Annotated in this window: 12 protein-coding genes and 2 pseudogenes; 9 read left to right on the forward strand and 5 right to left on the reverse strand. The window is 71.3% G+C overall.

The window, feature by feature from the left end; all coding sequences use genetic code 11:
- The first annotated feature begins 88 nt into the window (after positions 1-88).
- The 5 genes from BT364_RS24600 (at position 89) to BT364_RS24620 (ending at position 4,757) form a co-directional block, all read left to right on the forward strand.
- A complete protein-coding gene (locus BT364_RS24600) occupies positions 89-1,183 on the forward strand; it encodes an energy-coupling factor ABC transporter permease (protein ID WP_072487411.1) in 1,095 nt (364 codons plus the stop codon).
- Between the two features lies 1 nt (position 1,184).
- A complete protein-coding gene (gene cbiQ / locus BT364_RS24605) occupies positions 1,185-1,946 on the forward strand; it encodes a cobalt ECF transporter T component CbiQ (protein ID WP_072487412.1) in 762 nt (253 codons plus the stop codon).
- Entirely contained in the window at positions 1,943-2,719 is a 777-nt protein-coding gene (locus BT364_RS24610; protein WP_072487413.1) for an energy-coupling factor ABC transporter ATP-binding protein, read from the forward strand. Before cbiQ ends, BT364_RS24610 begins: the two co-directional genes overlap by 4 nt.
- A 77-nt stretch (positions 2,720-2,796) precedes the next feature.
- Positions 2,797-3,960 carry a serine hydrolase domain-containing protein gene (locus BT364_RS24615; RefSeq protein WP_072487414.1) on the forward strand — a complete coding sequence of 388 codons (1,164 nt, stop codon included), beginning with the start codon at positions 2,797-2,799 and terminating at the stop codon, positions 3,958-3,960.
- On the forward strand, positions 3,957-4,757 hold the full coding sequence (locus tag BT364_RS24620) for an SDR family NAD(P)-dependent oxidoreductase (RefSeq protein ID WP_072487415.1): 801 nt from the start codon (positions 3,957-3,959) through the stop codon (positions 4,755-4,757). Before BT364_RS24615 ends, BT364_RS24620 begins: the two co-directional genes overlap by 4 nt.
- A 32-nt stretch (positions 4,758-4,789) precedes the next feature.
- Here the strand turns inward: BT364_RS24620 and BT364_RS24625 are convergent, their stop codons facing one another.
- Positions 4,790-5,782 carry an Lrp/AsnC family transcriptional regulator gene (locus tag BT364_RS24625; protein ID WP_072487416.1) on the reverse strand — a complete coding sequence of 331 codons (993 nt, stop codon included), beginning with the start codon at positions 5,780-5,782 and terminating at the stop codon, positions 4,790-4,792.
- Positions 5,783-6,074: 292 nt separating this feature from the next.
- On the opposite strand from BT364_RS24625, the gene BT364_RS24630 reads away from it, so the two are divergent.
- On the forward strand, positions 6,075-7,613 hold the full coding sequence (locus tag BT364_RS24630; RefSeq protein ID WP_072487417.1) for an MFS transporter: 1,539 nt from the start codon (positions 6,075-6,077) through the stop codon (positions 7,611-7,613).
- A 168-nt stretch (positions 7,614-7,781) separates the two neighbouring features.
- Here the strand turns inward: BT364_RS24630 and BT364_RS24635 are convergent, their stop codons facing one another.
- Both BT364_RS24635 and BT364_RS24640 read right to left on the reverse strand, forming a co-directional pair.
- The gene (locus BT364_RS24635; RefSeq protein WP_072487418.1) at positions 7,782-7,997 is read right to left on the reverse strand and encodes a DUF397 domain-containing protein; all 216 of its coding nucleotides are present in this window, start codon (positions 7,995-7,997) and stop codon (positions 7,782-7,784) included.
- On the reverse strand, positions 7,994-8,833 hold the full coding sequence (locus BT364_RS24640; protein WP_072487419.1) for a helix-turn-helix domain-containing protein: 840 nt from the start codon (positions 8,831-8,833) through the stop codon (positions 7,994-7,996). Before BT364_RS24640 ends, BT364_RS24635 begins: the two co-directional genes overlap by 4 nt.
- A gap of 92 nt (positions 8,834-8,925) precedes the next feature.
- Between BT364_RS24640 and BT364_RS43230 the strand changes: the two genes are divergently transcribed.
- Together BT364_RS43230 and BT364_RS24650 are read left to right on the forward strand one after the other, a co-directional pair.
- Positions 8,926-9,186, forward strand: coding sequence for a hypothetical protein (locus BT364_RS43230; RefSeq protein ID WP_072487420.1), 261 nt, complete (start codon positions 8,926-8,928; stop codon positions 9,184-9,186).
- Positions 9,187-9,257: 71 nt separating this feature from the next.
- A complete protein-coding gene (locus BT364_RS24650) occupies positions 9,258-9,677 on the forward strand; it encodes a hypothetical protein (protein ID WP_143166540.1) in 420 nt (139 codons plus the stop codon).
- A gap of 63 nt (positions 9,678-9,740) precedes the next feature.
- Here the strand turns inward: BT364_RS24650 and BT364_RS24655 are convergent.
- Positions 9,741-10,352 (reverse strand): annotated as a pseudogene (locus BT364_RS24655) (EamA family transporter); the annotation flags it as partial.
- A 175-nt stretch (positions 10,353-10,527) separates the two neighbouring features.
- On the opposite strand from BT364_RS24655, the gene BT364_RS24660 reads away from it, so the two are divergent.
- The gene (locus BT364_RS24660; RefSeq protein ID WP_177328215.1) at positions 10,528-12,156 is read left to right on the forward strand and encodes a transposase; all 1,629 of its coding nucleotides are present in this window, start codon (positions 10,528-10,530) and stop codon (positions 12,154-12,156) included.
- A 1-nt stretch (position 12,157) separates the two neighbouring features.
- Here the strand turns inward: BT364_RS24660 and BT364_RS24665 are convergent.
- A pseudogene (locus BT364_RS24665) lies at positions 12,158-12,343 on the reverse strand (EamA family transporter); the annotation flags it as partial.
- Positions 12,344-13,137: the final 794 nt, after the last annotated feature.

A 13,137-nucleotide genomic window follows, 5' to 3' on the forward strand; every position in this document is an offset into this window, starting at 1 on the left:
GCGAAGGGTTTGCAACAGGGTCCTATCATTGAGCGGTTCACGACATCGTCCGCAGCAACGCAGGACCGCAGGAAGCGGAGCCCCCTCCATGCATGTACCCGACGGATTCATCGACGCGCCCGTCTCCGCCGCCGCCGGAGTCGTCGCCGCGGGTGCGGTCGCCGTCAGCCTGCGGGGCGCCCGGCGTGAACTGGGGGGCACCTCCCGCTCGAGCGCAGCCGAGAGTGGGGGAGAGCGCACCGCGCCGCTCGCCGGTCTCGTCGCCGCGTTCATCTTCGCCGTGCAGATGCTGAACTTCCCGGTCGCGGCGGGCACCAGCGGGCATCTGCTGGGCGGGGCGCTGGCGGCGATCCTGGTCGGGCCGTACACCGGCGTGCTCTGCGTGACCGTCGTCCTGCTCATGCAGGGCATCCTCTTCGCCGACGGCGGCCTCACCGCGCTCGGCGTGAACGTGGTCGTCATGGGCATCACGACCACGGTCGTCGCGTACGCCCTCTTCCGCGGACTGCTCGGCGTGCTGCCGCGCACCCGCCGCTCCGTGACCGCCGCGTCCTTCGTCGCCGCCCTGGTCTCCGTACCGGCCGCGGCCGGTGCCTTCACGCTGATCTACTGGATCGGCGGCACCACCGACATCCCGATCGGCAAGGTCTTCACCGCGATGGTCGGGGTCCACGTCCTGATCGGTATCGGCGAGGCCGTGATCACCGCGCTGACCGTCGGCGCCGTCATCGCCGTACGTCCCGACCTGGTCCACGGCGCCCGCGGGCTCACCTCCTCGCTCAAGCTCCGGGTCGACGGCGAGCTCGTCGACGCCCCCGCCCGGCAGCCGGCCGCCCCGGTCGCCGCCCGCTCGCACCGGGGGATCTGGGTCACCGGCCTGGTCACCGCCCTCGTCCTGGCGGGCTTCGTCTCCTACTACGCCTCCGCCGACCCCGACGGCCTGGAGAAGGTCGCCGCCGACCAGGGCATCGACAAGAAGACCGAGGAACACGCGGCCAAGGACTCCCCGCTCGCCGACTACGGCGTCAAGGACATCTCCGACACCCGGATCTCCGGCGGCCTCGCCGGAGTGATCGGCGTCGGCGCCACGGTCGTGGTAGGCAGCGGAGTCTTCTACGTGGTCCGCCGCCGTCGCACGCAGGACGCCCCCGACGGCACCTCGCGCGCCGGCGAGAACGTCTGACATGGGCGCTGGGCACGCGCACAAGCTCTACCGGCACGGTCACTCGCCCGTCCACGACCTGCCGCCGCACTGCAAGATCGCCGCCGCCTTCTGCTTCGTCGTGGTCGTCGTCTCGACGCCGCGCGAGTCGGTGTGGGCGTTCGGGCTGTACGCGGTGCTGCTCGGCGCGGTCACCGCGTTCGCCCGCATCCCGGCGGGCTTCCTGCTCAAGCGGCTGCTCATCGAGGTGCCGTTCGTCGCGTTCGCGCTGCTCATGCCGTTCGTGGTGCCCGGCGAGCAGACCCATGTCCTCGGCCTCTCCGTCAGCGTCCCCGGCCTCTGGGGCGCCTGGAACGTCCTCGCCAAGGGCACCCTCGGCGTCGCCGCGTCCGTACTCCTCGCCTCCACCACCGAACTGCGCTCGCTGCTGCTCGGCCTCCAGCGGCTCAAGCTGCCGCCGCTGCTCGTCCAGATCGCCTCCTTCATGATCCGGTACGGCGATGTGATCACCGACGAGATGCGCCGGATGTCGATCGCCCGCCGCTCCCGGGGCTTCGAGGCGCGCGGCGTACGGCAGTGGGGCGTCCTGGCCAAGTCGGCCGGCGCGCTCTTCATCAGGTCGTACGAGCGCGGCGAACGCGTCCACCTCGCCATGGTCAGCCGCGGCTACGCCGGTTCCATGCCGGTCATCGACGAGGTGACGGCCTCCCGTACCCAGTGGGCCCACGCCGCCGTACTCCCCGTGCTCGCCCTCGCGATCTGTCTGCTGGGATGGACCCTATGAGTCAGCCCACCGCCCCCGCGCCGTCCCTGGAAGTCAGCGGCCTCGCCTACGCCTACCCCGACGGCCACCAGGCGCTCTTCGGGGTGGACCTCACGGTCGGCCGGGGCGAGCGGGTCGCCCTGCTCGGCCCCAACGGCGCCGGCAAGACCACCCTCGTACTCCACCTCAACGGCATCCTCGACGCCGGCGCGGGCACCGTCCGGGTCGCGGGCCTCCCCGTCGAGAAGCGCAACCTCGCCGAGATCCGCCGCCGGGTCGGCATCGTCTTCCAGGACCCCGACGACCAGCTCTTCATGCCCACCGTCCGCGAGGACGTCGCCTTCGGCCCCGCCGCCTCCGGGCTGCGCGGCGCCGAACTGGAGGAACGCGTCACCGAGGCCCTGAAGCAGGTCGGCATGGAGGAGTACGCGAACCGGCCGCCGCACCACCTCTCCTTCGGCCAGCGCCGCCGCGTCGCCGTCGCCACCGTCCTCGCCATGCGGCCGGAGATCCTCGTCCTGGACGAGCCGTCCTCCAACCTGGACCCGGCCTCGCGGCGCGAACTCGCCGACATCCTGCGGTCCCTGGACGTCACCGTGCTCATGGTCACGCACGACCTGCCCTACGCCCTGGAGCTCTGCCCGCGCGCGGTGATCCTCAGCGAGGGCGTCATCGCCGCCGACGACCGCACGCAGGACCTGCTGTGCGACGAGAAGCTGATGCGCAACCACCGCCTGGAGCTGCCCTTCGGCTTCGATCCGCGCTCGGTGACGCTGGACGTTCCGCGACTGTGAACATGAGGTGACCCGCCACACCCGCCACTTGTGACGGGATGCACCATGGGGGGATGAGCGGGAGCGCAGGAGCAGGCGTGGACGTACGGGGCACGGTGGCGGCCGGATTCGAACCGGTCAGGGATGCCTTCATCCGTAACTTCGAGCAGCGCGGCGAACGCGGCGCGGCCGTCACGGTCTACCGGGACGGGCAGAAGGTCGTCGACGTCTGGGCCGGTACGAGAGACGTCGACGGCACCGAACCATGGGCCGTGGACACGGTGCAGATCGTCCGCTCGGCGGGCAAGGGCATCGCCGCCGCCGTACCGCTGCTGCTGCACCAGCGCGGCCAGGTCGACCTCGACGCCCCGGTCGGCACGTACTGGCCCGAGTTCAAGGCGGCCGGCAAGGAACGCGTGCTCGTCCGGCACCTCCTGTCCCACCGGGCCGGGCTCCCCGCGCTCGACTGCCCGCTGACCCCCTCCGAGGCGGCCGACGGGATCTGTGGCCCGCAGGCCGTCGCCGCCCAGCGGCCCCAGTGGGAACCCGGCACCGACCACGGCTACCACGCCCAGACCTACAGCTGGCTCATCGGCGAACTGGTGCGCCGGGTCACCGGCCGCACCGTCGGCCGCTGGATCGCCGAGGAGATCGCCCGCCCGCTCGGCCTGGACTTCTGGTTCGGCCTCCCGGCGGACGAGGCGCACCGGGTCGGCCGCATCGGGCCCGTCGAACCGCCCGCGGTCCCGGGCAACGGCGGCACCCTGCGGGTGCGGCCCAAGCGGTCCGTCACCGAGGCGTACCGCGACCCGAAGTCCCTCACCCGCCGCGCCTTCGGCGCCATCGACCCGCTCCCCGACGAGAACGACCCCGGCTACCGCGCGGCCGAACTCCCCGCCTCCAACGGCATCGCCACCGCCCGCGCGCTGGCCCGCTGCTACGCCGCGATGATCGGCCCGGTCGACGGGCACCGCCTGTTCGCCCCGGCCACCCTCACCCTCGCCCGCACCGAGGAGTCGGCGGGCCCGGACCGGGTCCTGGTCGTCAACACCCGGTTCGGCCTGGGCTACATGCTGCACGGCCCGGCGGCCCCGCTGCTCGCCCGCGGCTCGTTCGGCCACCCCGGCCGGGGCGGCTCGCTCGGCTTCGCCGATCCCGAATCCGGCGTCGCGTTCGGCTATGTGACGAACGGTCTGCAGAAGGGAGTCACCGCCGATCCCCGTGCCCAGGCCCTGGTCAGGGCAGTACGGTCGGCGCTATGACTCCTCATCGCTCTGCTGGTTCACGGTTCGACGGATACGGCGTGCTCATCACCGGAGCGGGCCAGGGCATCGGCGCGGCCACGGCCCGCCGGCTGGCCTCGGAGGGCGCCCGCGTCCTGGTCACCGACCTGGACGGGGCCCGCGCCGAGAAGGCCGCCGCGGCGATACGCGAGACGGGCGGGGCCGCCGAGGCGCTGCCCTGCGACGTGGCCGACCGGGCGGCCGTCGAGGCGGCGGTGGCCCACGCGGTCGCCGCCTTCGGCTCCCTCGACGTCCTGGTCAACAACGCGTACGCCTGCACCAGGGACGTCCCGCTCTTCGAGGACGAGCCCGACGAGGCCTGGCAGCGCGACCTGGACGTCACCCTCACCGGCCCCTACCGCTGCGCCCGCGCCGCCCTCCCGCACCTGGTGGCCTCCGGCCGGGGCGCGATCGTCAACATCGGCTCGGTCAACGGCGAACAGGACTTCGGCAACCACGGCTACAGCGCCGCCAAGGCGGGCCTGGCCAGCCTCACCCGCACCCTCGCGGGACACGCGGGACCGCGCGGCGTACGCGTCAACCTGGTCGCGCCCGGCACGATCCGCACGGACGCCTGGGCGGGCCGGGACGCCGAACTGTCCCGGGTGAGCGCCCTCTACCCGCTCGGCCGGGTCGGCGAGCCGGAGGACATCGCCTCCGCCGTCGTCTTCCTCGCCTCGCGCGACGCGGCCTGGATCACGGGGACGACGCTGCGCGTGGACGGCGGGCTGACGGCGGTCAACTACGGCTTCCGGGACGCGGTTTCGGGGGCCTGACCGATGCGGGCCGGGTCCGCCCCGCGCCCGGGTCAGGCGAGCGCGGGGTGGATGAGCCGCCCGTTGAGGATGAGGGAGGCGGCCTGCTTGAGGCGGCGCACGCGCACACTGATCTCATAGCCCCTGATGCCCTCGGTACGGGCGAAGCGGCCGCTGAGGTAGCGGTAGAAGTCCGGGGTGTCCTTGCAGATGACCACGGCCATGATGTTGTGCTTGCCGCTGATGGCGGCGGCGAAGGCGCACTCGTCGTGCCCGCTGAGCTCCTCGCCGATCTCCTGGAGCCGAGGCAGGTCGACCTGGAGCCAGAGGGTGGCGTTGAGCTCGTAGCCGAGGCGTTCGGGCACGGCGTCGATGTCGTAGACCAGCGAGCCGGTCGCTTCGAGGGCCTCCAGCCGACGGGCCACGCGCGGCTTGGACCAGCCGGTGGCCTCCGCGAGCCGGGTGTGGGAGGCGCGGCCGTCCTCCGCCAGCGCTTCGAGGAGCGGGCGGTCCTCCTCGGTCGGGGTGAGCGGGGGCCCGGCGGGGATGGGGCGCTCCGCGGTCAGCAGCCGCACCTGCTCCTCGGTGAGCGAGCCCTCCCGCCCGGTCCAGCCGGCCGTGTCCGGGGAACCGAAGGCGTGGACGAGAAGATCGACGTTCAGGTCGAGGACCGAGGCCGCCCGGGGAAGCTGCCGCAGCAGCACGTCGTCGCCGACGGTCCCGGCGGGCGAACGGATGATGCAGATGATCTCCGAACCGCCCGACGCGATGCTCGTGTACGCGACCTCCGGCCTGCGGGCCAGGGAATCCGCGAGCGGCCCCACGGCGTCCGGGCGGCAGCGCAGCCGCGCGATCCACTCGGACCGGCCGTGGGCGGCGGGGCTGCTCAGCCCGACGACGCGGACGACGCCGCCGCGGCGCAGGGCGCTGTAGCGGCGCGCCACGGTCTGCTCGGACACCCCGACGACCTCGCTGAGGCGGCGGAAGGAGACCCGCGGCGAGCAGTTCAGTCCATGGATGATTTTGCGGTCCAGATCGTCAGGCATGGATGAATGGTCACATGGGCGGCGCTCCATCCGGAGGTTCCATGACGTTCGCAGGGATCGCTTGGGGATTCATCGACAGTCGGGGCGAAGCTGGTCGGCGGCTTTGCGGGTGATCCGGCGGACCGCGCGGAACGCGGTGGTACGCCGGTGCGCCCGGGAGCGGGCGCACGCCGGACGGCGGTGCTCACATCGCAACCGGTGCCCGCGCGGCACCCACCCCCGCAGCAGAAGGAACCTCTTCGTGAATTCCGCAACGACACAGGACAGATCAGGGCGGGGCGTCACGCTCGTCATGGCCTGCCTGGGCGTCTTCGTCGCCTACCTCCCCGTGACCACCGTGTCGGTGAGCCTGCCGGCCGTCCAGCGGGCTCTGGGCGCCTCCACGTCCCAGCTGTCCTGGGTCTCGGACGCCTTCGTGCTGCCGATGGCCGCGCTGATCCTGGCCACCGGGGTGTGGGGCGACGTCCACGGCCGCAAGCGGGTCTTCCAGGCGGGCATGGCCTTCTGTGCGCTGGGCGCGGCGATCTCGCTGTCCTCGGACTCGGTGCAGGCCCTGTGGGCAGGGCAGGCCGTCTCCGGGCTGGGGGCGGCGGCGCTGCTGCCCACGACGCTGGCCCTGATCAGCCACGCGGTCCCCGACCACCGGGAACGGGGCAGGTTCATCGGCCTGTGGGCCATGTCCCTGATGGCCTCGCTCGCCGTGGGCCCGCTGATCGCGGGTGCGCTGCTGGAGCACGTCGCGTGGCGCTGGATCTTCCTCCTGCCCGTGCCGGTCTCCCTGATCGTGCTGGTTGTCGCGGCGTTCCTGCTGCCCGACTCGCGCGCCCCGCACGGCCGCCGGCTCGACTGGCCCGGACAGATCAGTGCGGCCGTCGCGGTCACCGCGGTCGTCTACGGCGTCATCGAGGGCGGCGCGGACGGCTTCGGTGAGCCCGCCGTGGTGACGGCCCTGGTGCTCGGCGCGGTGTCCGCCGCCGTGTTCGTCGCCGTGGAGCGCCGCAGCGCGAGCCCGATGCTCGACCTGGCGCTGTTCCGCAGCCCGGCCTTCACCGCCACCGCCCTGGTCGCCATGATCAGCTTCCTCGGGCTGATCGGCTTCTTCTTCGTGCTGAGTCTCTACTTCGGCATGGTCCAGCACCTGACCACGATCGAGGCGGCGCTGCGGATGGTGACGGTGTCCGGGGTGGCCCTCGTCGTCGGCGCGCCCATCGGACGCCTGATGCACCGGGTCTCCGCCCGGGTCCTGATCACCACGGGCCTGGTCGTCGCGGCGGGCGCGATGCTCTCGCTGACCGGCGTCGACGCCCACACCTCCTACGGCTCGATCGTCTGGCGGCTGGCCCTGCTGGGCCTCGGCATGGGCGCCGTACTCACCCCGATGACCGCCTCCGCGGTGTCCTCCGTCCCGTACCACCTGGCCGGGATGGCCGCCGCCGGGAACAACGCCTTCCGCCAGGTCGGTGGAGCCCTCGGCCCCGCCGTGCTCGGCGCCCTGCTGACCACCCGGGCCCTCGACGCGCTGCCCGGCCGCCTCGCCGACGCGGGGGTGCCCGCCGAGGCCGGTGCCCGCGTCCTCGACACCGCCCGCGAGCAGGGACTCGGCGCCGTGGCCGGGCTCGACCTGGACGCCGCCACCGGTCCGGCCCTGACCGCCCTGGGCGACTCCTTCCTCGACGGCATGCGGCTGTGCCTGACCGTCTCGGCCTCGCTCGCCCTGCTGGCCGCCCTCGCCTGCGCCGTGCTCCTGCGCCCGGCCGCCAGGCCGACGGCCCCGGCGGCCCCGGCCACCGAGGAACCGCCGGCCCGCCTGGCGGCGGTCCCGGCGAGCTGAGCGCGGCGAGACCCGGAGCATCGGTTTCCGCCGCGTCGGCCCGCGAGCTGCCCGCCGCCGACTCCCGCCCTGCGGTGGCGAACTCCAGCAGGTCGGCCGGCGCGGCGGCCGGACGCCCGACCGCCCCGCCGTGCGTGGCACGGCGGGGCGGTGTGGGGTCGGTCCAGGTCAGACGGCGCCGAACTCCCCGGCCTTGACGCCCGCCACGAAGGCGGCGAAGGAGGCGGGGGAGGCGTGCAGCACGGGGCCGCCCGGGTTCTTGGAGTCGCGGACGGGGACGATGCCGGTGTCGAGTGCACTGAGCGGGGCCCACTCGACGCAGGAACCGCCGCTGCCGCTGTACGAAGACTTGACCCAGAGGAGGGAGGGGGAATCAGTCATCAGGGGCTTCCCTTTCGCACTTCGTCGAACATGGCCACGGACACCGCTTGGGAGAGCGCCTCGGCCTGAAGCTGATGGTAGTACCTCACCAGCGGCAGCACGGACGTCAATTCTCTGTCCAAGTACCCATTGGTTTCAGACTCCACGTAGGACATCACCGAGCGGTCGGGCAGGGTCAGGAGGTTCACCAGCCGGTTGAACGGGCGGCGCTCACCCATGGAGTAAGGGGCCACTTGAAGCACAGTGTCCGGCCTCTCGGCGCACTCGATCAGATGGGCCATCTGGCGTTCCATGACCGCTGCCCCTCCGATCACACGACGGATGCAGCTCTCGTCCAGCACCACGATCAGCATGGGCGGGATGCGACGTACCATGGCCGCCTGGCGCTCTATCAGCGCCTCGACCCGCTCCGATGCTTGATCCGGGGTGATCGTGCCCCGCTTCGCATGCCCCTCTTCGATGGCCGTCGCGTACTCCGGCGTCTGAAGCAGCCCCGGAATCACCCCAACGTCGAACATCCGGATCTCAGCCGCGCGGCTCTCCTGCCCCAGGTACTCCGGGAAGCCTTCCAGCAGACTGCCGTTCCGGAGCTCTGCCCACGCGCGTTCGAACGATTCGGCAGTGCTGGTGAATCCGAAGACAGTATCCACGCTCCGCGAAAAGCGGAGCGTTGGCGGTTTGCGGCCGGTTTCGATGGCCGAGATGTGCCTGCCCGAGTACCCCGCCAGGTCAGCCAGCTCATCCTGCGTCCAGCCGCGCAATTCACGGGAGCTGCGTAAGCGGGCGCCGTAGGCCGCTCGCGGGCTTGCCTCGGGGTTCAACTGCTTGACGTTTACCAACGTGCCCTCCGATTGCGAAACGTTGAAGATGTCTCGACCCTAGGCCACGCTGAAGCCTCCTGGTAGTGGAATGGCTACGGAGCGGAGTTGACGTGCCCGAAGACGACGGTGCCCTGACTCGTCGCGAACCCCTTCAAGTCCCCTCGCCCGGAACGCTTTTCCGGGATACCGGCCATGGCGACCGGGTGGGCGAGTTCCGCGGGGTTGCCGGTCCGTACTGGTCGTTGCGGCCGGTCGGTGGTGGTGTGGAGTGGGAGGCGGAGCCCGAGTGGGTCCGGGCGCTGACTCCGGCCGAGCGGCTGAGCGTGGAAAACGCGTTGCGGAATCTGCGGAGCAGCCGGGGTGGGCTGTGAACGGGGCGGCGCCGCAGGGGGGTTACCGGTGCGAGGCGCTGGCGGTGGAATTCTTCGGGGGCACGGGAGAGATGGCGAGGCACGTGCTGGGCACGTTCCGGACCGCCTCCCCGGTGCTGGCGCTGCGGTGGCTGGGCGGTCAGGCGTTGTGGATCGCGGACCGGATAGACGCCGACTCCGACTCCGACGCCGATCCCGACTCCGACGCCGATCCCGACTCGGACGCTGATCCCGCCTCCGCCTCCGCCTCCGCCTCCGCCTTCGGCCTTGGCTTCGGCCTGCGATCGGACCTGGAGGGTTCGGCGTGGGTGCAGCCCATGGGGCGGCTGCCGGTCGGCTCCATGCCCGACCGCCCCGCCGAGCTCCGTGCCTGGTACGAGGACCGGCAGGGCCAGCGCGCGGCCCAGGCGCACATCAAGAGCGGCAACCCACTGCTCGTCGTCGTCCCCGACACCGACTGCACGTACACCCTCTCCGTACACCCCGATTAGAGCGTGACGATCGACCCACGATGTGTCACGTTCATTCGCGGGGTACTGCTGCTGGAGCCGTGCTCAACTCGTGTGCAGCATCAGCCCGATGCCGACGACCGTCAGCCCGGCCGCTGCGATGCGCGGTGCGCCGAACCGCTCCTTGAAGAACAGCGTCCCTATGGCCGCGCCGACGATGATGGACGACTCGCGCAGCGCCGCGATCGGGGCCAGCGCCGCCCGCGTCTGGGCCCACAGGACGAGTCCGTACGCCGTCACCGACAGGGCCGCGCCCAGCAGCCCGCGGGCGGCGAACGGCCTCAGCCGCTCGACGAGTTCGGCCCGGTGCCGGTACAGCGCGTAGGCCGGGATGGCAAGCCCCTCCAGGATCATCAGCCAGGCGACGTAACCGAGCGAGGTGCCCGAGGCGCGCACCCCGACGCCGTCCACCGTGGCGTACACGGCGATGGCCAGACCGGTCGCGAGGGCGGCCAGCAGCGCAGGCCAGTCCGGACGCCTGCCGGAACCCCGGATGCCCCAGAGGGCGAGCCCGACGAGCCCCGCCGAGGCCACCGCGACCCCGGCCGTGGCCCAGCCGTCCGGGTGCTCGCCGACGAAGACCGCGGCGAGGACCGTCACCACCAGCGGGGCCGTACCTCGGGCGATCGGATACATCTGCCCGAAGTCGCCCAGGGTTGTGAGCTGCTGTCGGTTTGGTGAGCTGGAGCGAGTTTTGGTGAGCTGGAGTGAGTCCGGTCGGCGGCTTCGCGGGGTGGGAACGGTAGTTCTGGTGCCGAATGGGTGACCTTGGCTGCTTGGTGCTCGTTGGACTGGGTGGTGGCTGTCCGGCTTCGAGGGAGGGGGTGTTGTGGTGGGTGGTGTGCGGGAGTTGGCGGCGCCGTTCGTGGTGCCTGGGCCGTGCGGGGTGGCGGTCCGGGACCGTCTCAAGCACCTCACGCCCCAGGACGAGAAGGTTCTGCGTCTGGTGGGCGAGCATCAGGGGCGTCTGGCTTCGCGTGATCTGAAGGCCCGTTGCGCGGATGGTCTGGAGCACGGTGCGGAGTCCTGGGCGTCGCGGAAGCGGGGATTGACCGGGGCGTCGTCGTCGCGGATCGCGGGTGCGATCACCAAGGCCACACACGACCAGTGGGCACTCGCCCGCCGCTGCCAGACCGCCCACATCCAGACGCTCGAAGCCGGGATCAGGACCCTGCGGCACCGCCTGTCCCTCCCCATCGGCGCGCCCGGGACGAAGCGCGCCCCTGGCGGCTTCCGCTCCCGGGGTGAGTGGTTCCACAAGTCCCGCCGCCTCAAAGCCCTGGAAGCCCGCCACAGTTCGGCGGTCCGTGACCGGCAGACCGGACGGGTCCGGGTCGTACGGGGCGGCAAGCGTCTCCTCAACACCCGCCACCACCTCGCCCAGGCCCACCTCACCGAGGAGCAGTGGCGGGAACGCTGGGAGGCGGAGCGCTGGTTCCTGGCGGCGGACGGCGAGTCGGGGAAGCGGTTCGGGAACGAGACGATCCGCTTGACCGACACCGGCGAAGTGTCGATCAAGCTGCCCGCCCCGCTGGCCCACCTGGCCAATGCCAGGCACGGCCGGTACACCCTCGCCTCCACCGTCGCGTTCGCGCACCGCGGGGTGGAGTGGGCCGACCGGATCGCCGCGAACCGGGCCGTCGCCTACCGCATCCACCGCGATGTGGACCGTGGCCGCTGGTACCTCACCGCGTCCTGGCGGCGCCCCGCCGTCCAGACGGTCCCGCTTGAGACCGCCCAGGCCCGGGGCATGGTCGGTGTCGACACGAACGCCGACCACCTCGCCGCCTACCACCTCGACCCCCACGGCAACCCCACGGGCGAGCCCCACCGCTTCTTCTACGACCTGTCCGGTACCGCCACGCACCGCGACGCCCAGATCCGCCACGCCCTGACCCGGCTCCTGCACTGGGCCAAACAGACCGGTGCGAGCGCGATCGCCATCGAGGATCTCGACTTCACTGCCGAGAAGACCCGGGAGAAGCACGGCCGCCGGAAACGGTTCCGGCAGCTCATCTCCGGCATCCCGACCGGGAAGCTCAGGGCCCGGCTGGTCTCCATGGCCGCCGAACACGGCCTTGCGATTGTCGCAGTCGATCCCGCCTACACCAGCATGTGGGGTGCCCAGCACTGGCAGAAGCCACTGGTCACCCCGCACCGCAGGATGTCCCGTCACGATGCCGCCGGTATCGCGATCGGACGACGCGCCCTCGGACACCCGATCCGGCGTCGGACGGCACCGCCCCGCGCACACCAGAGCGATGTGCACGGGCATCGGACCGCCCAGGCCGGACCAGGTATCCGGGGACGCGACGGAACCCGCCCACCCGCCACGGACCACGCCCCAAGAGGCGTGCCGCCGAACGGGACGAGAAAGCGGCGACCGAGTGCATCCAACACCGTTCGGGATGCGCCCAGTACACATGAGTGGGTCCAGGACTCACTTATGCGCACTGGCTAGGAACGGTGAACGAGCGCATCAGCAGCAGCATGTACGCCACATGGAGCCCGGCCGAGACCAGTAGATGCGGCCAGGCCCCGGCAGCCGGGGACGGTACGAAGCAGGCGCCGGCCGCGCTGATCAGCAGCCCGCCCCCAGAGATCAGAGTGAAGGTGAGGAGCTGGTCCTTGATCGCGTGTCCCAACACTTCGTTCCAACAGTTCTGGAGTGGACACGTGACGGCATCGACACATGCGTCAGTCCCCGGCTGCCCCGAGCTAACTGCCTGTGGCGTTGTGTTGCCGCCTAACGGGACGTAATCCATGCGGCGAACACACTGCCTGCAACCGTGGCCAGCGCTGCGACGAGCCATCGGGGCATGTGTTCAACGGTTAAGTGCAGTCCGCGGTAACGGAGTTCAAGAGTTGGCAAGGGTGGGGGCGTCTTCTTTTTGGGCATGGCTGTATCCAATGGTGTGGTGGGTTCGTCGCGGAACCGGTCTCGCTGTGATTGATCGCGATATCCGGGCCGAGAGTGTGAGAAGGCGCGATCGGCAAAGCGGGTATCTCGCTGACCTACGATGAGCACATCGCATCACTGCGATTGCATAGAGTGACGTCTACAAGGTTGATGCCTCTCAGTTCCGCCGGACTCGGGCCGTCTGCTCAGCACAGCACGGAGAAGCATCCGGGCGCATCGACCCAACTGTTGCTTCCCTGCTGCCTCTCGCTGCCGCACGCCCCATCGAACGGCCCGCGCTCAACCAGGGTCAACAGCCCGCATGGGGTCCCGCTGGTGTCCCTTTTTCGTCAAACTGACATATGCCTGTCGGGAGGTGACGTCCCGTGCCCCGACGACCCCGCCCCGTGCAGCATCCCCTGTGGTGAGAACTGCCGTCCGAGAACGCGCTCGATCGTCGGGGCCCGTCGCAGCGGAGTTCAAACCCAAAGGCAGGTTGACTGTTGAGAATCCGCTTGGGGCCGTACCGCTGGTCGAACTCCC

It is taken from the genome of Streptomyces atratus, assembly GCF_900119365.1.
In the GTDB taxonomy this organism is placed as follows: Bacteria; Actinomycetota; Actinomycetes; order Streptomycetales; family Streptomycetaceae; genus Streptomyces; species Streptomyces atratus_B.